This is a genomic window from Agrococcus casei LMG 22410, from assembly GCF_900163565.1.
In the GTDB taxonomy this organism is placed as follows: Bacteria; Actinomycetota; Actinomycetes; order Actinomycetales; family Microbacteriaceae; genus Agrococcus; species Agrococcus casei.
This window is the reverse complement of record NZ_FUHU01000036.1, coordinates 54560-75728: the sequence shown is the minus strand read 5'-3', so window position 1 is coordinate 75728 and position 21169 is coordinate 54560. Positions and strand designations below refer to the sequence as shown.

The window sequence follows — 21169 nt, the reverse complement described above, 5'->3', positions numbered from 1 at the left end:
GCGTGTACGTCAAGATCTGCGGGCTGCGATCGGCGGCGGATGCGCGAGTGGCAGTCGAAGCGGCAGCGGATGCGGTGGGCATCGTGCTCAGCAGCACCAGTCCGCGTGCGGCCACCGATGCCGAAGCGCTCGACGTGATCGGCGCGTCCGCCTCTGCAGACTCCGTTCTCGTCGTGCACGACCTGTCGATCGACGACGCCATCGCGGCGGTGGAGCGGCTTGGAGCTGACGTGCTGCAGCTGCACGGGTACAGCGATGACGACGTGCGCAGGGCCGTTGCCGCGCTGCCGCGGGTCTGGCGGGCTGCGGCGGGAGAATCGGCCGCTGCCGGCAGTCTTGGCGAGGAAGCGCTCCTGCTCGACTCGGCCGTGCCGGGCTCGGGAGAGCGATGGGATCTGGGCGCGCTCGAGACTCCCGAGGGCCGGTGGCTGCTCGCTGGCGGGCTGTCGCCCGACAATGTCGCTCAGGCGGTGGCGGATGCGCGGCCCTGGGGCGTCGACGTCTCGAGCGGTGTCGAGTCATCGCGGGGTGTGAAGAGCCAGGAGCTGATCAGGGCGTTCGTCGTAGCTGCCAAGTCGGCCTGAGGGGCTTGGCTGCGGGAGCATCTGCCCAACTGCTTGTTCTCAGGCAGATGTGGTCAGCCGCGTCCAGCACGAATCGCAGTGACCGCGGCGAGGTCGTCGGGAATGTCGTTGACGACTGCCACCCAGATGATCCGCCAGTCGATCGTGTTGCCGTAGCTGTGGCCGACTTTGTCGCGTGTGCGAGAGAGCGCCCGCCAGCGGACATCCGGATGCGCGGCTCGGTACTCGTCGGGCAGGTCTTTGACCGCATTGCCCACTTGGATGAGCGCCGCATAGGCGGCATAGCGGTAGACGAAGTCAGAGCCGAAGAAGGCGTCTTCACCGCGGGCGGCGACCGAGACGCACTCCTGCAGATGCAGCTCGATCGCTGCGAGGTTGGCATCGATTCGAGCTTCGCGTTCAGCGGTGCTCATGCTGCTGAAGTCGGAAGTTCGAGGTCGCGTGCATGCTCGCGAATCTCGTCGGTGGCCGAGGGCTCCGAGATGATGTCGACAGGCACTCCGAGCAGGTCGGAGAGTGCGTCTTCCATCTCGACCAGTGAGTAGAAGGATGTGCCGGGGGAGAGGTCGACGACCAAGTCAAGGTCTGACCCAGGAGTGTCGATGCCCTTCGCCGTCGATCCGAAGACCCGCAGCCGTTCGGCGCCGAATTTGCGCGCGAGCTCGCTGACAGCGCTCTCGTTGCCTGCAAGGGCATCGGAGGGCCGAGGGCGCATCGCCTCGAGCAGACGCGCGAGGACTTCAGGAGACGGCACTTTGGCCCCTGACTCGTACGCCGCGATGTTGGGGCGCGCGGTGCCGGCCCTCGCAGCGAGCTCAGCCTGCGTCAGGCCCGCAGCCTGCCGGCGTGCTCTCAGATCGCTCATGTATACGAGTATACGCGCTGGCTTCTCTGCGCGCGCAACTGCTTGTTTCTGGTCGCTTTCTGTCGAACTGCTTGCCAACCGCAAGCATTTGGGCAGATCCAAGCATTTCGGCAGATCAGCGCGCCGCAATGCAACTGTCCACAGAAGCACAGTGCACAGAGATTCTGGTCTTTCCAGCGCGATGCGAGTGTGCTGAGTGGATGGCCGCACAGCACTCCGAAGCCGCGAAATTCCTTGGTCAGCGCATCAGAGAACAGCGTCGGGCACGCGGCTGCACCCTCGAAGACCTGGGTGAGCTGGCCGAACTGGCCTGGACCAACATCGCCAAGATCGAGCGCGGCGAAGTCAGCCCGAGCATTGAGACCGTCGTGCGCATCTCAACGGCTCTGAACCTCGACCCGAGCGTGCTGGTCAAAGACATGCACGCCGACATGTACCCGGGCCGCACGCACAAGTTCACGGCGAAAGACCTCACTCGGGCTCGCATGAGCCGGGGCTGAGTCAGAGCACGGCCCGCCACACGTAGGGGCCGTCGCCGGATTCACGCAGCCAGGTCACCTGCAGGGCTGCGGCAGGCGAGTGGGCGAGGGTGCCCGCTGGGAACCTCACGCAGTGCCGCGGCGGCATCTCGCCCGGTGCGACCGGTGCCATGAGGTCATTCGAGACGACGTCGATGTTCACCCACGGCAGCCATTCGTCGGAGGCGTTCGTGAGCTCGATGGTGTCGCCAGAGATGTCGACTGTGAACGGAATCCGGTACGGCGAGTGCTGAGTCATGCCCGAAAACTAGAGGCGGCCACTGACGCGGGAGAGGTGGTGTGGACAACTGTTTCTGTGGAGAGCGTGAGACCGTGTCAGTGGTGGCTTCTACTGTGAGCATCATGAAGAAGATCACTCTTGCACTTGCACTGTCCACCACGATCGCGCTACTGGCCACCGGCTGCGTGTTCACTCCTTCCGGAGTACCCGAAGACACCACCGAAACAACCATTGCCGTTGCAACACCCAGCGAGACCGAAGCGGTCGAAGAGGCGAATGTCGTCGAAGAAGCAGACGAGACCGAAGCTGTCGAAGAGGCTGAAGCCGATTCCGATCTCACGCTCGCGCAGCAGAACGCCATCGGTCAGGCTGAGTCCTATCTCAGCTTCACTGCGTTTTCGCGTGAAGGCCTGATTGAGCAGCTCGAGTACGAGGGGTACTCGAATGCAGACGCCACATTCGCTGTGGACGCGATCAACGTCGACTGGAACGAACAGGCGGCGCTTCAGGCCGAGCAGTACCTCGAGCTCATGTCGTTCTCACGCCAGGGCCTGATCGACCAGCTCCTCTACGAGGGCTTCACCCAGGAGCAGGCCGAATACGGGGCCAGCGCCGTCGGCTACTGACGAGACAGCTGTCTGAGCAGTGCGATCGCGACTCGATCCGCTGCCCAGACAGCCACTCCGACAAGCGCGGGCAGCCAGAGCCCTGCTGCCCAGAGCGCAGCGGCGACACCAAAGAACAGCACTGCCTCGATCACGAGCTGCCACACGGCACCCACTGTGAAGTGGGCCTTGGGCGAGAGCAACAGGCCCCACACCACAGCCAGTGCAATGACGGCAGCGATCGCAGTGACGACGCCGACCCATCCGCCGATCAGACGCCAGGCGGCGACTGCCGCACCCGTCAGCAGCGCCAGCTCAAGCAGAAAGCGCACCGTGAGCGCCAAGCCGAGCGCGCCCGAGAGGCTCTCGTGCGGGTCTCGGCTGCTCACGGTGGTGTCAGCCGACGAGCGCCGGCAGGGTCTCGATGTCGATCACGAATCTGAACCGCACATCCGACGCCAGCACGCGGTCCCAGGCCTCGTTGATCTGGTCGGCTGCCACGATCTCAACCTCGGGAGCGATGCCGTGCTCGGCACAGAAGTCGAGCATCTCCTGCGTCTCGGGGATGCCGCCGATCGTTGAGGCTGACAGCGACCGGCGCTGTCCCTGCAGGGCGAACTCCGAGATGGTGATCGGCTCCGCGGATGCAGCGAGCGTCACGAGCGTGCCGTCGAGTGCCAGCAGCTCCAGGTACTGGTCAAGCGCCAGATTCTGGCTGATCGTGTTCAGGATGAGGTCGAATGATCCGGCGAGGTCGGTGAACGTCGCCTCGTCGCTCGTGGCGAAGTAGTGGTCGGCGCCGAGCTGCAGGCCGTCGTCGCGCTTGCTCAGCGTGCGCGAGAGCACTGTCACCTCGGCGCCCATGGCGTGCGCGAGCTTGACGGCCATGTGGCCGAGGCCGCCGAGTCCGACGATCGCAACGCGGGTGCCGGGGCCGGCGTTCCAGCGGCGCAGCGGCGAGTACGTCGTGATGCCGGCGCACAGCAGCGGCGCAGCCTTCTCGAAGGGAATCGACTCGGGCACCCGCAGCACGAAGTCGGCGTCGACGACTACCTGGGTCGCGTAGCCGCCCTGCGTGATCGTGCCGTCGCGGTCGACTTCGGCGTAGGTTCCGGTCTTGCCGTTCAGGCAGTACTGCTCGGCGCCCGCAACGCAGTTGGCGCATTCGCGGCACGAGTTGACGAGGCATCCGACTCCGACGCGGTCGCCGACTGCATGCTTCGTCACGGCCGAGCCGACCGCAGCGACGGTTCCGGCGATCTCGTGGCCGACCACCAGCGGATACACCGTCGGACCCCAGTCGCCCCGCACGGTGTGGATGTCAGAGTGGCAGATGCCCGACCAGCGGATGTCGATCAGCACGTCGTTCGGGCCGACGTCACGGCGCCAGACCGTGCCGGCCTCAAGCGGTGCGTCAACGGAAGTTGCGATGTATGCGGGCACGTTGCTCATGGTGCTCAGCGTACTGCCGCGCACCTCGGGTCGCGAGTCGTCAGTCGATCAGCGAGAGCAGCATCCGATGCAGGCGGTCGACGCCCGTGATCTCGGGATGAAACGCCGCTGCCAAGACTCGCGCCTGCTGCACAGCAACCGGGCGAGAGTCGTGCGTCGCCAGCACCCGCGCATCCGCCCCGACGTGCTCGATGATCGGGGCGCGAATGAACGCGACGTGCATCGAGGCAGTGTCGAGCTCGACGTCGGCCTCGAACGACGCCAGCTGGCCGCCATAGCCGTTTCGCCGCACGGTCACGTCGAGTCCGCCGATGCGATCGAAGCCGTCGAGGGCTCCCGCGTCGACGACTCGCTCGGCCAGCAGGATCAGCCCCGCGCAGGTGCCGAGCACCGGCATGCCCGCATCGATGCAACCGCGAACCGCAGGCAGCAGATCGACTCGGGCGGCCATCCGGGCAACGGCGCTGCTCTCACCGCCCGGCACGACCAGCGCGTCGAGCCCGTCGAGCTGCTCGGGTCGCCGCACGAGCACCGGTTCGGCGCCGAGGGCGGAGAGCATCGAGGCGTGCTCCGACACGGCGCCCTGCAGCGCGAGGACGCCGATGCGCCGTGTCGGATGCGCGCCTGCAGTCACCAGCCGCGCTCTGCGAGGCGGTGGGGTGCGGGCAGGTCTGACACGTTGATGCCGACCATGGCTTCGCCGAGGCCGCGCGAGGCCTTGGCGATCTCGGCAGCGTCTTCGAAGTGCGTCGTGGCGTGCACGATCGCGCGAGCGCGTGCTTCGGGGTTGCCCGACTTGAAGATGCCCGAGCCGACGAACACGCCGTCTGCTCCGAGCTGCATCATCATCGCGGCATCAGCGGGCGTCGCGACGCCGCCGGCGACGAACATCACGACCGGCAGCTCGCCGTCGCGGGCGACCTGGGCGACGAGCTCGTACGGCGCCTGCAGCTCCTTCGCCGCAACGAAGAGCTCGTCGGCCGACAGCACGCCGAGCCGGGCGATCTCGCCCTTGATCGTGCGAATGTGCTTCATCGCCTCAGAGACGTCGCCGGTGCCGGCCTCGCCCTTCGAGCGGATCATCGAAGCACCCTCGGTGATGCGTCGCAGCGCTTCGCCGAGGTTCGTAGCACCGCACACGAACGGCACGTCGAACGTGCTCTTGTCGATGTGGTTGACGTAGTCGGCGGGCGAGAGCACCTCGGACTCGTCGATGTAGTCGACGCCGAGCGACTGCAGCACCTGCGCCTCGACGAAGTGGCCAATGCGGGCCTTCGCCATGACCGGAATCGACACGGTCGAGATGATGTCGTCGATGAGGTCTGGGTCGCTCATGCGGGCCACGCCGCCCTGCGCGCGGATGTCGGCCGGCACGCGCTCGAGCGCCATCACGGCGACGGCTCCGGCATCCTCTGCGATGCGGGCCTGCTCGGCTGTGACGACGTCCATGATCACGCCGCCCTTCAGCATGCGGGCGAGTCCGGTGTTGACGCGTTCTGTTGGCACTGGTTCTCCTGATAGTCACTCGAATGCGGCTGCTCTGCCGCCAGACTTCCAGCATCTGACGCCCACTGGACTATGACAAGTGCCAGTAGGCAAGACTTTCACTAGACCAGTTGCGTAGACTGAGCCGCGTGATCCCGATCGTGCTCGACCGCGCATCCGCGGCCCCGCTCGCCGCCCAGCTCGCAGCCTCTGTGCGCGAGTTCGTGACGACCGGCGGCCTCGCAGCAGGCCAGGCCATGCCCTCGACGCGTGCGCTCGCGGCGCAGCTCGGCATCTCGCGCGGCACCGTCGTCGCCGCCTACGACCAGCTTGCCTCCGAGGGATACCTCGTCAGCACCCCCGGCGGCACGACCAGAATCCACCCGGATGCGCGCCCGCACAAGCCGCTGAGCGCCGGCCCGCGCATCCGCCGATCGGCACCGCCCGAGCCCCGCTGGGCCGCGGCGATCGACCTCACTCCAGACCGGCGTCCGAGCGCCGCGATCGACGACCCAGCCTGGCGCGAGGCTTGGCGAAGGGCGTCTGCAGAGCCCACGCCGAAGGGCGATCGCCAGGGCCTCGTCGAGCTGCGCACGGCCATCGCCGAGCACCTGCAGCTGCTGCGCGCCATGCGCGTCGACCCCAGAGACGTGATCGTCACGTCGGGTGCCCGCGACGGGCTCTCGCTCGTGCTCGCGGCCCTCGGCGACACAGCGATGCCGGTTGCCGTCGAGTCGCCCGGGTATCCGGGGCTGCGGCGCGTGCTGCACAGGCGCGGCGTCGAGCTGCGCGATGCCCCTGTCGATGCCGACGGCGTCATCGCCGAGCGGATTCCGGCGGATGCGCGGGCCGTGCTCGTCACGCCCAACCACCTGTTTCCGGCGGGCACGCACATGCCCGCCGCCCGACGAATCGAGCTGCTGCGCCATGCGAGCGAGCACGGGCAGATCGTGATCGAGGACGACTTCGACAGCGACTACCGCCACATCGGAGCCCCCATGCCGACGCTGCGCGACCTCGACGCAGACGCCGTGCTGCACCTCGGCACCTTCAGCCAGGTGCTCACGGCTTCGGCGGGCATCGGGTACGTCATCGCGCCTCCGCGCCACCGCGCCCTGCTGGCCGATGCCCGCGCAGATCTCGGAGCCGGCCCGCCGCTCGTGGCGCAGCGCGCCGTCGCGTCATTCCTCGAGTCGGGAGGCCTCAGGCGGCACATCACGCGCAGACGGCGCGAGCTGCTCAGGCGGCGGCGCACCCTGCTCGACGGGCTGGCCGACTGGCAGGTCGAGATGGTGTCGGGCGCCCACGCCCTCGTGGTGCTCGGCGCAACCGCAGAGGCCGAGCGAGCAGAAGCCGGATGCGCGGCACGCGGAGTCGCGGTCGGTCGCCTCAGTCAGTACTGGGCAGGTTCGCAGTGGGCAGATTCGAAAGGGGCAGCCGTCGCCGATGGCACCGAGGCAGCGCACGGCATCGTGCTCAACTGCGCCGATGCCGACGTGCCGACGCTGCAGCGCGCGGTCGAAGCGGTCGACCAGGCGCTCAGGAGCCGATGAGCCCCGAGGGGTCGTGCACCGCGACGCCGCCCACGATCGTCGCAACGACTTCGATGTCGCCGATCTCGCCGGTCGGCACCGCGGTCGGGTCTGCTGAGAGCACGGTCAGGTCGGCGAGCGCACCGGCAGCCAGCACGCCCTTCTGACCCGCCCATCCGGTCAGCGCCGCAGGCCCGCTCGTGTATGCCGCGAGCGCCTCGTGAGCCGTGAGCCGCTCGCCGCCGCCGTAGAGGTGCCCCGACTGCGTCGTGCGCTCGATCGCCGACTGCATGATGCGCAGCGGCGCACCCTGCGCGACCGGACGGTCTGAGGTGAGCGCAACCGTGAGGCCGGCCTCGAGCATGGACTTCATGCGGAACGACCACTCGGCGCGCTTGTCGCCCAGGAACCTGCGCATGCCGTCGCCGTACGCCGACAGGAAGTACGGCTGGCCGACGATCGGCAGGTTCACGGCTGCGAGGCGCTCGACCTGCTCGGGCAGCACGACGCCGCCGTGCTCGATGCGCAGCGGCAGGGGAGGCTCGACTCCTTCGTCGCGCAGCGTCTTCGCGATGCCGATCGCCAGCTCGACCGCCTCGTCGCCGAGTGCGTGCATCGCGATCGACCAGCCGGCGCGGGCCGCGGCGAGCGCGCGGTCGCGCATCTCGTCGGGGTCGCCCTGAAAGTAGCCGTGGCTGCCGGCGCAGTGGTTGTACTCCTCGCTGAGGCGCGCGGTGGCGCCGAGAATCGACCCATCGAGAAAGAACTTCGCGGGCCCGACCTGCAGGCGCTCGTCGCCGAGCCCCGAGCGGATGCCCGCGTCGATGCCGAGGAAGTGCCCGTCGCGTCCGGCCTCGCCGTGCTCGGTCAGCACCGACGACTCGGGCATGACCTGGTGGCGCGTGACGAGATCGCCGCGGTCTGCGACGTTCTGGTAGGCGTTGAACTCCTGCGGGCTGTGGCCGATCCAGCCGCCCGCGATGCCGGCGTCGGTGATGCTCGTGAGGCCTTCGGTCACGTAGTGGGCGCTCGCGGTCGTCAGCGCCTCTTCTATGCGGGCCAGCGGATACGGCAGCATCACGTTCTGCACGAGCGTCATCGCCTGCTCCTCGAGCAGGCCCGTCGGCCTGCCGTCAGCATCGACCACGATTCGGCCGCCCTCGATGCCGTCTTCGAGGTGGTCGTCGGCGCCGATGATCTCGAGCGCACGCTGGTCGACGACGCACGCGTGGCCCGAGGTGTGCTTCAGCCACACGGGGCGTCCGCCGGATGCGCGGTTCAGGTCTGCGGGGTCGGGGTACTGGTTGTCGAGGTACATCTGGTTGAAGCCTGCGCCGATCACCCACTCGCCCTCGGGCGTCTCGGCTGCTCGCTCAGCCACCAGCGCGTAGAGCTCGTCGAGGGTCGTCGCCGGTGCCACATCGAGCTCGACCAGCGTGAGCCCGAACCAGACCGAGTGCGCGTGCGCGTCGATGAACCCGGGCGTGACGGTGGTGTCGCCGAGGTCGCGCTCGGTGCGAGCCGTGAACCCTTCGACTGCGGGGCCGACCGCGAGGATGCGCCCCTGGTGCACCGCGATCGCGTCAACAGTGCCGGCGTCGGTCATGGTCAGGAACCTGCCGCGCAGGATGAGGTCGATGTCCACGATGCTCCTTTGCAGCGACCGCGTGAGCGCGGAAGCGTCGAATGTCAGTCACTCCATTGTGGACGATTCCGGCGCGAGGGGCGTCGATGGCCTCCAGCTCGCGCCGAGTCCGTAGACTGCCATTGATGAGGAGGGATCTCACATGACCGAGCCCACGGTGCTGATTGTCGACGATGACACCGCCCTGTCTGAGATGGTCGGAATCGTTCTGCGTGCAGAGGGATTCGTGACCGAGTTCTGCAGCCACGGTGACGACGCCATGGCGCGCTTCGCCCAGACCGACCCCGACCTGGTGCTGCTCGACCTGATGCTGCCGGGCCGAGACGGCATCGAGATCTGTCGCGACATCCGCCAGGTCTCGGGCACGCCCATCGTGATGGTCACTGCCAAGGGCGACGCGACCGACGTCGTCAAGGGCCTCGAGGCCGGCGCCGACGACTACGTCGTGAAGCCCTTCAACCCCAAAGAGCTCGTCGCTCGTGTTCGCGCCCGCCTGCGCCCCGTGCGGGCGGCCGAGGTGAAGACGCTGCGCATCGGAGACCTGGTGGTCGACGTGCCCGCGCATGATGTGCGCCGTGGTGATGAGCGCATCCCGCTGACCCCGCTCGAATTCAATCTGCTCGTGACCCTCGCGTCGATGCCGTCGCAGGTGTTCACCCGCGAGATGCTGCTCGAGCAGGTGTGGGGCTACCGGTACAAGGCCGACACCCGCCTCGTGAACGTGCACGTGCAGCGGCTGCGCGCCAAGATCGAGAGCGACCCCGACAACCCGAAGGTGATCGTGACCGTTCGCGGAGTCGGGTACAAGGCCGGCGATCCGGTTGATTAGCCGTGCAGCGACTCCTTGACTTCTGGCGGCGGTCGCTCACCCTGCGAATCGTCTCGATCAATGTGTCGCTCTCGCTCATCGCCGTGCTCATCATCGGCGGCTACATGTCTGTGTCGATCGGCTCGTCGCTGTTCGAGCAGCGCCGCGACGAGGTCGTCGTCGAGACGCAGCTCGCCTCGGTAGCCGCAGAAGACCACTTCGTGCAGGCGGTCTCGGGCACGACCACCTCTGCTGACATGGAGACCATCCGCGAGAACGCGCTCGCGGCCTCCCGCGGCGTGATCTCGAACGTCTCTGACACCTACTGGTCGCTCGCCCGAACCGACGGCCAGCCCGACGAGCCGCTCGCCATGGGCGACATCCAGTCGCAGGGATTCGACGGCAGCCTCATCACAGAAGAGCTGCGCGCATCCGTCTCGGGCAACCGCGGAACCCCGTACTACCAGTCCGTCAGCGTGACTGCAGCCGACGGCGAGACCAGTCCCGGCCTCATCGTCGGCTCGACGGTCGAGGTGCCGAGGTCGGGCTCGTACGAGCTCTATGTCGTCGCCACCCTCGACGACGCCCAGGACACACTGGCGACCGTGCAGCTGGTGATGCTCATCGGCGGGCTCGCCATCGTGCTGCTGATCGGCGGAGTGTCGTGGCTGGTCGTGCGGATGGTCGTGGGGCCTGTGCGCGCAACGACGGCTGTGAGCGCGAAACTGGCAGGCGGCGAGCTCGACGAGCGCGTGCGCGTGCAGGGCGACGACGACCTGGCGACGCTCGGCAAGAACTTCAACAAGATGGCCGACTCGCTGCAGCAGCAGATCGAAGACCTCGAGAAGCTCTCCACCATTCAGCAGCGGTTCGTCTCAGACGTCTCGCATGAGCTGCGCACGCCGCTGACCACGATCGGGCTCGCGGGCTCGGTGATCTATGAGGAGCGCGAGTCGTTCTCGCCCTCGGCGAAGCGCTCGGCCGAGCTGCTCAACGCGCAGGTCGACCGCTTCGAGGCCATGCTCGCCGACCTGCTCGAGCTGAGCCGATTCGATGCGGGGGCCGCGACGCTCGAGACCGAGCCGACCAGCCTCGTGCAGCTGGCGCAGATCTCTATCGAAGCCGTCGAGCCGCTCGCCGAAGAGCGCGGCAGCGAGCTCGTGCTGACCGCGACCGGAGGCCACTTCGAAGCCCAGGTCGACCCGCGCCGCATCCGCCGCATTCTGCAGAACCTGCTCGGCAACGCGATCGACCACGGGGAGGGGCACGAGATCGAGGTCATCGTCGACTCGAACCAGAACGCCGCCGGTATCGCCGTGCGCGACCACGGCGTGGGCATGGACCCTGACGACGCCGAGCACGTGTTCGACCGGTTCTACCGCGCCGACCCTTCGCGTCATAGACGAACGGGCGGCACCGGGCTCGGGCTCGCGATCAGCCGCGATGACGCCAGGCTGCACGGAGGCACGCTCGACGTGTGGTCGGTGAAGGGCAAGGGCAGCATGTTCCGGCTCACGCTGCCACGCGAGAGCGGCTTGCCGGTGATTCCGCCGATACGCTTCCCCGACGAAGGAGGTGCACTGTGAGGCGCCGTACGCTCAGCGTGACCCTCGCCGTGCTTGCAGTGATCGCGACCGCGGTCGGCTGTGTGCGCATCCCCGATTCCGGTCCTGTGACAGCTGCGGATCCCACTGAGGTCGTGGAGGCCGCGGGCGTCGAGTTCATCGCAGAGCCCCCGGCCGAGGGTGCGAGCCCAGAGGCGATCATCCTCGGCTTCCTGTTCGCCGGTGTCAGCCCAGAAGACGACTACGCGGTAGCCCGCGAGTTCATGACCCCGCAGGCTGCTGCGGCATGGAATCCGGATGCGCAGGTCCAGGTGCGTTCGGGACAGCCGCAGGTTTCGATGACGGGCGAGTCGACCGGTGAGGTCGCTGTGACGCTGTCGAGCCGCGTGAATTCGCGCGGACTCATGAACGAAGCGGTCGAGCAGACGAGCATTCTCAACTTCAGCCTCGAGCAGGTCGATGGCGAGTGGCGTCTCGCGAGCCTGCCAGACGGCGTGCTCGTGTCGTCGTTCCACTTCGAGCGCCTCTACCGCGCCCAGCCGGTGCAGTGGTTCACGCTCGACGGCGGGTACATGGTGCCTGACAACAGGTGGTTCAGAATCAGCGACGCGTCACTCGACGAGCAGGTCATAGAAGCTCTGCTCGCCGGCCCCGCGACCTGGCTCGAGTCCTCTGTCGTCTCGGCCGCGGCTCCCGGCGCCACGCTGCAGGGTTCCGTGTCAGACAGGCCAGGCGGCGGCTTGTCCATGACGCTTGACGTCGCGAGCCCGCAGTCTGCGACCTGGCAGGAGCTTTCTCGCTTTGCGTTGCAGGTGAAGAACTCGCTCATCGGCACTGGAGTCGGAGCAGTCGAAGTGCGCGTCGCAGGCGGCACCGCCGTGGGGCTCAGCACCGAAGCCGAGCCGGCAGACGAGTCGGTGCTGTGGCACGAGCCGCTGATGTTCGCAGATGGAGTGCTGCGCGCTGCCGAGACCGATGGCGAGATCGTGCCCGACATCGGATCGCAGCTCGACGACCTCGGTGCGACGGCCTTCACGCCGATTCCCGGCGCCGAGACCGTGCAGGCCGGAGCCGTGCAGTCGGGCGGCGAGATCTCGTGGCTCTCAGACGGCGCGACGACCGAGATCACAGCCAAGGCCTCGACGACGCCGTCGGTGGATCGCCACGGTGCCGTCTGGTGGATCGACGACGGCGACAGCCCCGGCATCCACACGTGGATGGACGGCGTCGAGAACACCTTCCTCATGGATCTCGGAGGCCAGCGCGCCTCGGCCATGCAGGTCTCGCCCGACGGCACGCGCATCGCCGTCGCCACGCGAACCGAAGGCGCGACCACGGTGCATCTCTTCAGCGTCGTCAGGGCAGCGGGCGAGCCGACGAGCGTCGTGCTGGGCCCGACGATCACCCCCACCGCCGGAACCGCGCTCGACCTCGAATGGACGAGTCTGTCGTCAATGGCGCTGCTGACGACAGACGCGGGCGTGACGCAGGTGTCGATCCTCGGGCTCGACGGATCCGTCACAGGACTCGTGTCACCAGCCGACCCGATCGCCGACATAGCGGCCAGCGGAACGACCAACGGGGTCGTCGCACTCACAGGCAGCGGGTCGATCTACTCGATGTCCCCCGGCAGCGTCGTACGATTCGCCGCAGTGAGCGAGGCAGAGTTCCTCGTCTCCTGAACGGGGGAGTCATGAAGATCGCGAGCCTGCTGCGAGAAGCGGCCGATGTGCTGTGGCCGGTCGCGTGCGTCGGCTGCGGCGTCTCGGCGGCATCGCTGTGCGACGCGTGCCTGACACGCTGGCAGCCGAGGCGGTTCGCACTCGGCGAACACGAGCAGCTGACCGCCCTCGGCGACTACGACGGCGACCTGAAGTCGGCGGTGCTCGCCTGCAAGGAGCGCGGCAGCGTGGCGGCGACCAGAAGGCTCGGGCAGGCGCTGGCAGACGGATGCCCGGCTGCAGACGCAGTGGCAGTCGTGCCGCCCAGCAGGGCGGGGGTGCGTCGCCGCGGATTCCACTGCGTCGAGTGGCTGGCAGGCGAGATCGCCAGGCGGCGAGAGCTGCAGATCGTGCGGATGCGCTTCACGACCGGAGCAGTGCCGGGCACGCAGAAGAGGCGGTCGAGGGACGAGCGACTCTCGGCCGCTCGCGAACTCGAGCCGGTGCGACGACTGGGGCGGGCATCCGACTTCTCCGGACTTCGCGTGCTGGTCGTCGACGACGTCGTGACGACGGGTGCGACCATGCTCGCAGCCGCTCGGGCGGTGCAGGATGCGGGGGCCGATTTCGTCGGAGGCGCAGCAATCGCCAGAACGGTGCGCCGCAGTGGTCGAAATGCTGATTAGAATTGCAGAACCCCAACTTCAGGAGGTCATCGTGGACATCACTGTTTCCGGCCGAAATGCCACCATCACCGATCGCTTTCGCGAGTACACGACCGAGAAGGTGAACAAGGTGAGCCAGCTGCTCCCGAGGGCGCAGGTGCTCTCAGTGAAGCTGTCTTCTCACTCGAAGGCTCACGACGCGCAGGCTGCCGGCGCCAGGGTCGAGATCACCGTTCGCGGACCGGGCGGCGTGATCCGGTCTGAGGCCGAGGGAGCCGACAAGTACCGCGCGTTCGACCAGGCCTACCACCGCGTGATGGAGCGCGCTCGTCGGCTGCACGACAAGCGCACCGACCACCGCAACCGTCACAAGTCATCGCTCGTCGAGGCGGCGACCAACGGCTTCGCCGACCACGGGCTGCAGCCCGCGCCCCCGGAGACCATCGAGAGCGTCGCAGCAGGCGAGGCCCCCGCGAGCACAGACGGCGCCGCATTCGAAGAAGAAGAGTGGTCGCCCGTCGTGATTCGCGAGAAGCGATTCGCGGCAGTCGCGCTGACACCTCGCGAGGCGATCGACCAGATGGAGCTGGTCGGGCATCCGTTCTACCTGTTCCAGAATTCCGAGACCAACGAGGCGAATGTGGTCTACCGGCGCAAGGGATGGTCGTACGGAGTGATCTCGCTGGGAGCAGACGAGTAGTCTCTCCTCCACAGGAGCGGTTACCATTGAACGCGGTTACCGTTCCGTAACATTTTTCAGGAGAGCATTTCGTGGCCAACCTACTTCAGAAGATTCTCAGTGCAGGCGAAGGACGCATCCTGCGTCGGCTTGAGAAGTACGTCAAGGCGACGAACGAGCTTGAAGATGCTTTCTCTGACCTGACAGACGAAGAGCTCGCTGGTGAGACAGCGGAGTTCCGGGAGCGGTACGAACAGGGCGAAGACCTTGACGTTCTGCTCCCGGAAGCCTTCGCCGCCGTCCGCGAGGCAGCCCAGCGAACACTGGGCATGCGTCCGTACGACGTGCAGATCATGGGTGCAGGCGCCCTGCACTTCGGCAACATCGCCGAGATGAAGACCGGTGAGGGCAAGACGCTCGTCGCAGCCATCGCCGCGTACCTCAACGCGATCCCCGGCAAGGGCGTGCACGTCGTCACGGTCAACGACTACCTGGCCAGCTACCAGGCTGAGCTGATGGGCCGCATCTTCCGCGCCCTCGGCATGACCACCGGCGTCGTCGTCAGCGGCCAGACCCCTGACGAGCGTCGCGAGCAGTATGCGGCAGACGTCACCTACGGCACGAACAACGAGTTCGGCTTCGACTACCTGCGCGACAACATGGCGCACGACCGCGCATCGATGGTGCAGCGCGGCCACCACTACGTGATCGTCGACGAGGTCGACTCGATCCTGATCGACGAGGCTCGCACCCCGCTGATCATCTCGGGCCCCGCGGCTGGCGAGGCGAACCGCTGGTACGCCGAGTTCGCCAAGCTCGCCAAGCGCATGAAGGTCGACCGCCACTACGAGGTCGACGAGAAGAAGCGCACCGTCGGCGTCACCGAAGCCGGCATCGAGATGGTCGAAGACGCACTCGGCATCGAGAGCCTCTACGAGTCGGCGAACACCCCGCTCATCTCGTTCCTCAACACCGCCATCAAGGCACGCGCGCTGTTCAAGCGCGACACCGACTACGTCGTCATGGACGGCGAGGTGCTGATCGTCGACGAGCACACCGGCCGCATCATGCCCGGCCGCCGCTTCAACGAGGGCATCCACCAGGCGATCGAGGCCAAAGAGGGCGTGCAGATCAAGGCCGAGAACCAGACGGTCGCCACGGTCACGCTGCAGAACTACTTCAGGCTCTTCGACAAGCTCGCGGGCATGACCGGTACAGCCGAGACCGAAGCCGCCGAATTCATGTCGACGTACAAGCTGGGCGTCGTGCCGATTCCGACCAACAAGCCCATCAAGCGCCTCGACCAGAAGGACCGCATCTACGCGACCGTCGAGGGCAAGTTCATGCAGGTCGTCGAAGACATCGCCGAGCGTCACGAAGACGGCCAGCCGATGCTGGTCGGCACGACGAGCGTCGAGAAGAGCGAGTACCTGTCGAACCTGCTGAAGAAGCGCGGCGTCAAGCACGAGGTGCTGAACGCGAAGAACCACGCCCATGAGGCCACGATCATCGCGCAGGCGGGCCGAGTCGGCTCTGTCACCGTTGCCACGAACATGGCCGGACGAGGAACCGACATCATGCTCGGCGGCAACGCCGAGCACCTCGCTGTGCAGCGCATGAACGAGAAGGGCCTCAGCCCCGACGAGAACCCCGAAGAGTACGAAGAGCTCTGGGACGACGTCTACGCCGAGGTCAAGGCCGAGGTCGCGAAGGAGGCCGAAGAGGTCATCGCGGCCGGCGGTCTCTACGTGCTTGGCACCGAGCGCCACGAGTCGCGACGCATCGACAACCAGCTGCGCGGTCGATCTGGTCGTCAGGGAGACCCCGGCGAGAGCCGCTTCTACCTCTCGATGCAAGATGACCTCATGCGCCTCATGGGCGGCTCGCTCTTCGAGCGCTTCTCTGACGTCGACCCCGAAGAGGACACCGAGCCCATCGAGATGGGTCTCGTGTCGAAGGGCATTGCCAACGCGCAGGCGCAGATCGAGTCACGCAACGCCGAGATCCGCAAGAACGTGCTCAAGTACGACGACGTCATGAACCGCCAGCGCCAGACGATCTACGCTGACCGCGTCGAGATCCTCGACGGCGACGACCTGGGCGACAAGGTGCAGGCGTTCCTCGACTCGGCGATCGCCGACATGGTGCGCGAGCACACGGCCCAGGGCAACTCCGACGACTGGGACCTCGACGCGCTGTGGACCGACCTGAAGACGATCTTCCCGGTCACGATCACGATCGACGAGGTCGTCGCAGAGGCGCATGGCAAGATCGCCCCGCAGCTGCTGATCGACGAGCTGCAGTCGGATGCGCACATCCAGTACGAGAAGCGCGAAGAAGAGCTCACGAGCCCGGTCATGCGCCAGCTCGAGCGCCGTGTCGTGCTGAGCGTGATCGACCGCAAGTGGCGCGACCACCTCTACGAGATGGACTACCTGCGCGAGGGCATCGGCCTGCGCTCGATGGCCCAGCGCGACCCCGTGATCGAATACCAGAACGAGGGGTACTCGCTCTACCAGCAGATGATGGGTGCCATTCGTGAGGAGTCGGTCGGCTACCTGTTCAACCTCGATGTGCAGGTGCAGCAGAAGGACGGCGACCAGGGGCCTGAGGTCACTGGCGGCGGACTCGACGCGCCCGCTGTCGACGAGTCGAAGATGACCTACACGGCGCCGTCAGAAGACGGCGAAGCGCAGGTCTCGAACACCGGCAAGAAATCGAGCGCACCGGCAGCCAAGAACGCCAACAAGAAGCGTCAGCGCTCGGGCAACCCGGCAGTGGCCAGTGCCGCGAAGCAGGAGGCCAGCGGAAACCGTCAGGATCGCCGTGCCGCAGCCAAGAAGGCGCGCAAGCAGCCGCAGCGGGGCGCGTTCGGCCAGGTCGAAGACCAGTAGCAGGGCCGCACGACGGCCAGAAGCATCAGAGAGATCGGGCAGCCCTAGGGCTGCTCGATCTCTTTCATGAGGTCGTAGGCGAGCGAGCCGAGCATCGCTCCGCTGCCGCTGTCAGGCAGCACGGTCGAGTAGACGGCGCCCACGTAGCCGGCGCCCGTCGACGGGTCGACGCCGGTCAGCCAGCCGCCGCCTGAGATGCCAGGGGTCATGCTGCAGCTGATCGTCAGGTGCGGCCAGTACATCGTGCCGAATCCGAGGTGCTGCTGCGAGCAGTAGCGCTGCGAGTTGCCGTCGAACGGAGGGCCGCTCGGGTAGCCCACGAGCAGCCCGCCCTGGTACTGCTGGTTGAAGCTGATGCCCTGACCGCCCGTGTAGTCCTGCACGTTCGCCCCTGAGCCGTCGGGAAGCAGGCGCACCCACCCGAAGTCGTATGCCCATCCGCGCCCCGTCGATCGGTTGTCGGCCTCTTTGGCCGTGTCGACGAAGACCTGCGGGACGATCCACTCGTCGCCCTCCCACAGGCCGTACGGGGCGGTGTTGCCGTTGTCGGCGTCGGCCGGAACGAACTGCACACGACTCGACATCTCGCCGTCGATCGCGCTGTAGAGGCAGTGGGCTGCTGTGACGACCATGTTGCCGTATTCGGAGTTCACGACCGTGCCGCTGCAGACCATCGTGCGGCCGCCCGGAAACTCGATGTAGAGGCGGCCGACCGTCGAGGCCACGAGCTCGCCGTCAGAGGGCGTGAACGCCTGGCCGTCGTTGACGTCTCCGTACTGGTTGGGCCCTGGGGCCGCGGTGCCGGTCGAAGGGGGAATGGTGACGTCGATCGGCTCGTCTGCTGCTTCGCCCGAGTCGGAGGTCAGCGGGTTGCCGTCGCGCAGCTCGCCGAGGCTCACGCTCTCGGCCTCAGGCGGTGCCGTGGGGTCCGCGGTGGGCGTCTCGGTCGGCTCAGCAGTCGGCGTCGTCGTCGGGGTCGGCGGCGGCGTGAAGCCCGTGCTGGTCGGCGACTGGTCGGGATCCTGCACGGGAGGTCCCTCGAGCAGCGCCGGCACGAAGACGCAGCCGGAGAGCGCAGTGGCCGCGACGGTCGCAATAGCGAGCGCTCTGAGTGATCGGGTGAGCTTCTTCATGCTGCCTCCGCGGCTTGGAACAGTTCGTGGGCGGTGGCTCCGAAGAGTGCTCCTGAGAGCATCCACGGAGGCTCTGCCTCTGAATATGAGTTTCCTGTCGATGTTACGGCTGTCAGGTAGCCGGCACCGGATTGAAAGCTCGCGCCGGTCAGCCAGCCCGATCCGGACGAGCCGCCGGTCATGTTGCAGCGAATGGTGGTGTGCGGCCAGTACATCGTTCCGAAGCCCGGGGATGCGGTGGCGCAGTACCGAGGCGACTGCCCGTCGTACGGCGGGTCTGAGGGGTACCCCACCGTCACGATTCCTGCGTACTGCTGCGCGAACGAGATGCCCTGGCCGCCGGTGTAGCTCTGGATGACCTCGCCGCTGCTGTTCGGTGCGATCGTGGCGAACGCGTAGTCGTAGGCCCAGCCCTCGCCCATGGTGCGGCCGTCGGAGTCGACCATCGCGGTGTCAGTGAATTCGTCGGGGACCCAGACCCGGTCGACTGCCCAGATGCCCCACGGGCTCGTCTGCGCGTTGCCGCGGTCGCCGGGCACGAACAGGATCTCGCGCAGGGGCGCGTTCGCGTCGAAGTCCCAGACGCAGTGTGCGGCGGTTGCGATGACGCTGCCGTTGTCGGAGTTCACGACAGTGCCCGAGCAGGCGCTGCGGCTGCCGTTCGCCATCGTCGCGTACATGCGCCCGACCGACGACTGCATGAGGTGGAAGGCGCTGCCGGGCTCTGTGTTCGGCATGAAGGCCGACCCGGCAGACTCCTCGGCGTAGAGGTTGGGGCCGGTCGTCCAGTTGTCAGGGGTGCCGGCACTCGGAGGGACGACGACGTCGACGGGGTCGTCGTGCAGCAGCTGTGAGCCGCTCGTGTCTGTCGCCCCGTCGAGGTAGAGACCGAGCTCGTCAGGGTCGGGCGCAGGCACCTGCTCGCCACCGTCGGGATTCGGTCCCTGTGTGGGGTCGTCCTGGCCGTCGGGCTCGCCGTCAGGGCCGGGAGGATTCGGCTGTGGGGGCGGGTCGGTCTGGATGGGCACGGGCTGCAGCTGGTCGATGACGGCAGGCACGACCACGCAGCCGGTCGCGGTCAGCGTCATTGCCGCCGCGGCTGTTGCGGCGAGCAGCAGCCTCGCGATGCGTCGGGTCGTCACGTTCAGGATGCTAGAGGCATGGGCTGAGCGGATCCTGGTGAGGGGCTGAGGCCTACTGCTGCGAGACCGTGAGGGTCGCGACCAGCACGGAGGCCCAGTGGCAGCCCCATGCGACGACCGTGAGGGTGTGGAATATCTCGTGGAATCCGAAATGCTTCGGCGACGGGTTCGGACGCTTGAGCGCGTAGGCGACGGCACCGACCGAGTATGCAAGGCCACCGACGATGATCAGGATCGCCATCGCAGGGCTGAACGTGAACAGGTCGACCATGTACATGACGGCCGCCCATCCGAGCAGCAGATAGAGGGCGACGTAGAGCCACCGTGGGGTGTTGAGAATGAAGACCCGAAGCAGGATGCCGATCACGGCGCCGCCCCAGACGAGTGAGAGCAGGATCACCGACTTCGGAAACGGCAGCGCGAGCATGGCCATGGGCGTGTACGTGCCCGCGATGAGGATGAAGATGTTGGCGTGGTCGAGCCTGCGCAGCGCGGCCTTCGACTTCGGGGTCCAGTTGAAGCGGTGATAAAGCGCCGACATTCCGAACAGGATGACGCCGGATGCGGCGAACACCGCAGTTGACCAGCGTGCAGCGGGTGTCTCGGAAATTGCGACGAGCACGAGGCCTGCGAACAGAGCGACCGGCAGGGTGATCGCATGGATCCAGCCGCGCGCGCTTGGCTTGTGGTCGGCCGCAGCTGCAGCCTTGGCAGCCTCGGCAGGCGTTTGGCCGTGTTCGGAGGGCTGTTCGCTGAGGTCTGGCATCACGCAAACAGTTTATGGCGTATACCCATGCGCTGTCGAGCATGTTCGGTCGGGGAATCCTGTGCTGAGAGGTGTCTTCTCTTGGGATACCGTAAGAACGTGGAACCCAGCAGTCGACCTTCACTCGCCTACCGCCTGTATCAGCGGCGGCTCAGGCGCGAGCTGCAGACACGCCCCGTTCCGCGGCACATCGCCATGATCCTCGACGGCAACCGCCGGTGGGCGAGGCAGAACGAGCTGCGGACGGTTGGCCACGGCCACCGCGCAGGCGCCGCGAAGATGGTCGAGTTTCTCGAATGGTGCGATGAGCTCGGTGTCGAGGTCGTCACGCTGTTCCTGCTCTCGAACGACAACCTGACCGGACGCGAAGCGAGTGAGCTGACCGACCTGTTTCAGATCATCGCCGATCTCGCGCAGCAGCTCGCCGGAACAGAAGACTGGCGCATCCGCCACGTGGGCAGCTCGAAGAACCTGCCCGACCTGGTCTGCGACTCGCTCACGAGCGCTCGCACCTCATCCGAGGTGAAAGACGGCATGCAGGTGAACCTCGCAGTCGGCTACGGCGGACGCAGCGAGGTCGTCGATGCCGTGCGCGAGATCCTCACGAGCCACGAGGGCAGCACCAAGGAGCTGGCCGACAAGCTCACGCCCGACATGATCGGCGCAAACCTCTACACGAAGGGCCAGCCCGACCCCGACCTCGTGATCCGCACGTCGGGCGAGCAGCGGCTCAGCGACTTCATGCTCTGGCAGAGCGCGCACTCCGAGTTCTACTTCATGGACGCCCTCGGACCCGACCTGCGCGAGGTCGATCTGCTTCGCGCCGTGCGCGACTACGGCCTCCGCTCGCGACGCTTCGGCAAGTGACGCACTGGCAGTCGCCGCGCGCTGCTGCCAACCCTGAAGCTGCACTTGAAGAGACTTTCAGG

At 67.0% G+C, this 21169-nt stretch carries 22 protein-coding genes; 11 read left to right on the top strand and 11 right to left on the bottom strand.

Going from position 1 to position 21169, the window contains the following annotated elements; all coding sequences use genetic code 11:
* The first annotated feature begins 2 nt into the window (after positions 1 to 2).
* Complete coding sequence (locus CZ674_RS08705; RefSeq protein WP_086992142.1) at positions 3 to 584, top strand: phosphoribosylanthranilate isomerase; 582 nt, start codon at positions 3 to 5, stop codon at positions 582 to 584.
* 53 nt (positions 585 to 637) lie between these two features.
* On the opposite strand, the gene CZ674_RS08700 is transcribed toward CZ674_RS08705, so the two are convergent.
* Together CZ674_RS08700 and CZ674_RS08695 are read right to left on the bottom strand one after the other, a co-directional pair.
* Positions 638 to 997, bottom strand: coding sequence for a HepT-like ribonuclease domain-containing protein (locus CZ674_RS08700; protein WP_086992124.1), 360 nt, complete (start codon positions 995 to 997; stop codon positions 638 to 640).
* On the bottom strand, positions 994 to 1449 hold the full coding sequence (locus CZ674_RS08695; protein ID WP_086992123.1) for a helix-turn-helix domain-containing protein: 456 nt from the start codon (positions 1447 to 1449) through the stop codon (positions 994 to 996). Before CZ674_RS08695 ends, CZ674_RS08700 begins: the two co-directional genes overlap by 4 nt.
* Positions 1450 to 1649: 200 nt before the next feature.
* On the opposite strand from CZ674_RS08695, the gene CZ674_RS08690 reads away from it, so the two are divergent.
* The gene (locus tag CZ674_RS08690) at positions 1650 to 1949 is read left to right on the top strand and encodes a helix-turn-helix domain-containing protein (protein ID WP_086992122.1); all 300 of its coding nucleotides are present in this window, start codon (positions 1650 to 1652) and stop codon (positions 1947 to 1949) included.
* Between the two features lies 1 nt (position 1950).
* Here the strand turns inward: CZ674_RS08690 and CZ674_RS08685 are convergent, their stop codons facing one another.
* Positions 1951 to 2226 (bottom strand): hypothetical protein, encoded by a 276-nt coding sequence (locus tag CZ674_RS08685; protein ID WP_086992121.1) that lies wholly within the window; start codon positions 2224 to 2226, stop codon positions 1951 to 1953.
* A gap of 104 nt (positions 2227 to 2330) precedes the next feature.
* On the opposite strand from CZ674_RS08685, the gene CZ674_RS08680 reads away from it, so the two are divergent.
* Entirely contained in the window at positions 2331 to 2834 is a 504-nt protein-coding gene (locus CZ674_RS08680) for an Ltp family lipoprotein (protein WP_086992141.1), read from the top strand.
* On the opposite strand, the gene CZ674_RS08675 is transcribed toward CZ674_RS08680, so the two are convergent.
* Genes CZ674_RS08675 through pdxS form a run of 4 tightly spaced genes read right to left on the bottom strand, consistent with a single transcriptional unit; the run spans position 2828 to position 5771 of the window.
* Positions 2828 to 3202 carry a DUF2568 domain-containing protein gene (locus CZ674_RS08675; RefSeq protein WP_143244699.1) on the bottom strand — a complete coding sequence of 125 codons (375 nt, stop codon included), beginning with the start codon at positions 3200 to 3202 and terminating at the stop codon, positions 2828 to 2830. The two genes, CZ674_RS08680 and CZ674_RS08675, sit on opposite strands and share 7 nt — an antisense overlap.
* A 7-nt stretch (positions 3203 to 3209) precedes the next feature.
* Positions 3210 to 4265, bottom strand: a complete 1056-nt coding sequence (locus tag CZ674_RS08670) for an NAD(P)-dependent alcohol dehydrogenase (protein WP_086992120.1) — start codon at positions 4263 to 4265, stop codon at positions 3210 to 3212.
* Between the two features lie 40 nt (positions 4266 to 4305).
* Entirely contained in the window at positions 4306 to 4899 is a 594-nt protein-coding gene (pdxT, locus tag CZ674_RS08665) for a pyridoxal 5'-phosphate synthase glutaminase subunit PdxT (protein WP_086992119.1), read from the bottom strand.
* The gene (gene pdxS, locus CZ674_RS08660; RefSeq protein ID WP_268802393.1) at positions 4896 to 5771 is read right to left on the bottom strand and encodes a pyridoxal 5'-phosphate synthase lyase subunit PdxS; all 876 of its coding nucleotides are present in this window, start codon (positions 5769 to 5771) and stop codon (positions 4896 to 4898) included. The genes pdxT and pdxS overlap by 4 nt, the downstream gene beginning before the upstream one ends.
* 128 nt (positions 5772 to 5899) lie before the next feature.
* Between pdxS and pdxR the strand changes: the two genes are divergently transcribed.
* Entirely contained in the window at positions 5900 to 7303 is a 1404-nt protein-coding gene (gene pdxR, locus CZ674_RS08655; RefSeq protein WP_159456944.1) for a MocR-like pyridoxine biosynthesis transcription factor PdxR, read from the top strand.
* Here pdxR and CZ674_RS08650 read toward each other — a convergent pair.
* A complete protein-coding gene (locus CZ674_RS08650) occupies positions 7290 to 8927 on the bottom strand; it encodes an amidohydrolase (RefSeq protein WP_200810073.1) in 1638 nt (545 codons plus the stop codon). The two genes, pdxR and CZ674_RS08650, sit on opposite strands and share 14 nt — an antisense overlap.
* Before the next feature lie 142 nt (positions 8928 to 9069).
* Between CZ674_RS08650 and mtrA the strand changes: the two genes are divergently transcribed.
* The 6 genes from mtrA (at position 9070) to secA (ending at position 17199) form a co-directional block, all read left to right on the top strand.
* Positions 9070 to 9756, top strand: coding sequence for an MtrAB system response regulator MtrA (mtrA, locus tag CZ674_RS08645; RefSeq protein WP_086992117.1), 687 nt, complete (start codon positions 9070 to 9072; stop codon positions 9754 to 9756).
* Between the two features lie 2 nt (positions 9757 to 9758).
* Entirely contained in the window at positions 9759 to 11321 is a 1563-nt protein-coding gene (gene mtrB, locus CZ674_RS08640; RefSeq protein ID WP_086992116.1) for an MtrAB system histidine kinase MtrB, read from the top strand.
* Entirely contained in the window at positions 11318 to 12982 is a 1665-nt protein-coding gene (locus CZ674_RS08635; protein WP_143244698.1) for a GerMN domain-containing protein, read from the top strand. The genes mtrB and CZ674_RS08635 overlap by 4 nt, the downstream gene beginning before the upstream one ends.
* An 11-nt stretch (positions 12983 to 12993) precedes the next feature.
* Positions 12994 to 13647 carry a ComF family protein gene (locus CZ674_RS08630; RefSeq protein WP_086992114.1) on the top strand — a complete coding sequence of 218 codons (654 nt, stop codon included), beginning with the start codon at positions 12994 to 12996 and terminating at the stop codon, positions 13645 to 13647.
* Between the two features lie 31 nt (positions 13648 to 13678).
* Positions 13679 to 14326, top strand: coding sequence for a ribosome hibernation-promoting factor, HPF/YfiA family (gene hpf / locus CZ674_RS08625; RefSeq protein WP_086992113.1), 648 nt, complete (start codon positions 13679 to 13681; stop codon positions 14324 to 14326).
* Between the two features lie 71 nt (positions 14327 to 14397).
* Positions 14398 to 17199 (top strand): preprotein translocase subunit SecA, encoded by a 2802-nt coding sequence (gene secA, locus CZ674_RS08620; protein ID WP_086992112.1) that lies wholly within the window; start codon positions 14398 to 14400, stop codon positions 17197 to 17199.
* Positions 17200 to 17243: 44 nt separating this feature from the next.
* Here the strand turns inward: secA and CZ674_RS08615 are convergent, their stop codons facing one another.
* The 3 genes from CZ674_RS08615 to trhA are packed head-to-tail and all read right to left on the bottom strand — an operon-like array spanning position 17244 to position 20240.
* On the bottom strand, positions 17244 to 18332 hold the full coding sequence (locus CZ674_RS08615) for a trypsin-like serine peptidase (RefSeq protein ID WP_086992111.1): 1089 nt from the start codon (positions 18330 to 18332) through the stop codon (positions 17244 to 17246).
* Positions 18329 to 19474, bottom strand: coding sequence for a trypsin-like serine peptidase (locus tag CZ674_RS08610; protein ID WP_086992110.1), 1146 nt, complete (start codon positions 19472 to 19474; stop codon positions 18329 to 18331). Before CZ674_RS08610 ends, CZ674_RS08615 begins: the two co-directional genes overlap by 4 nt.
* Before the next feature lie 52 nt (positions 19475 to 19526).
* The gene (gene trhA, locus CZ674_RS08605; protein ID WP_086992109.1) at positions 19527 to 20240 is read right to left on the bottom strand and encodes a PAQR family membrane homeostasis protein TrhA; all 714 of its coding nucleotides are present in this window, start codon (positions 20238 to 20240) and stop codon (positions 19527 to 19529) included.
* Between the two features lie 99 nt (positions 20241 to 20339).
* Here trhA and CZ674_RS08600 point away from each other — a divergent pair, with 99 nt between their 5' ends.
* Positions 20340 to 21107, top strand: a complete 768-nt coding sequence (locus CZ674_RS08600; RefSeq protein ID WP_234988520.1) for an isoprenyl transferase — start codon at positions 20340 to 20342, stop codon at positions 21105 to 21107.
* Positions 21108 to 21169 lie beyond the last annotated feature (62 nt).

Coding starts and splice junctions, on each gene's coding strand:
- CZ674_RS08615 (WP_086992111.1), bottom strand. CDS start 18,332: ATGAAGAAGCTCACCCGATCACTCAGAGCGCTCGCTATTGCGACCGTC.
- mtrA (WP_086992117.1), top strand. CDS start 9,070: ATGACCGAGCCCACGGTGCTGATTGTCGACGATGACACCGCCCTGTCT.
- CZ674_RS08690 (WP_086992122.1), top strand. CDS start 1,650: ATGGCCGCACAGCACTCCGAAGCCGCGAAATTCCTTGGTCAGCGCATC.
- CZ674_RS08685 (WP_086992121.1), bottom strand. CDS start 2,226: ATGACTCAGCACTCGCCGTACCGGATTCCGTTCACAGTCGACATCTCT.
- CZ674_RS08680 (WP_086992141.1), top strand. CDS start 2,331: ATGAAGAAGATCACTCTTGCACTTGCACTGTCCACCACGATCGCGCTA.
- CZ674_RS08700 (WP_086992124.1), bottom strand. CDS start 997: ATGAGCACCGCTGAACGCGAAGCTCGAATCGATGCCAACCTCGCAGCG.
- CZ674_RS08695 (WP_086992123.1), bottom strand. CDS start 1,449: ATGAGCGATCTGAGAGCACGCCGGCAGGCTGCGGGCCTGACGCAGGCT.
- CZ674_RS08630 (WP_086992114.1), top strand. CDS start 12,994: ATGAAGATCGCGAGCCTGCTGCGAGAAGCGGCCGATGTGCTGTGGCCG.
- CZ674_RS08670 (WP_086992120.1), bottom strand. CDS start 4,265: ATGAGCAACGTGCCCGCATACATCGCAACTTCCGTTGACGCACCGCTT.
- trhA (WP_086992109.1), bottom strand. CDS start 20,240: ATGCCAGACCTCAGCGAACAGCCCTCCGAACACGGCCAAACGCCTGCC.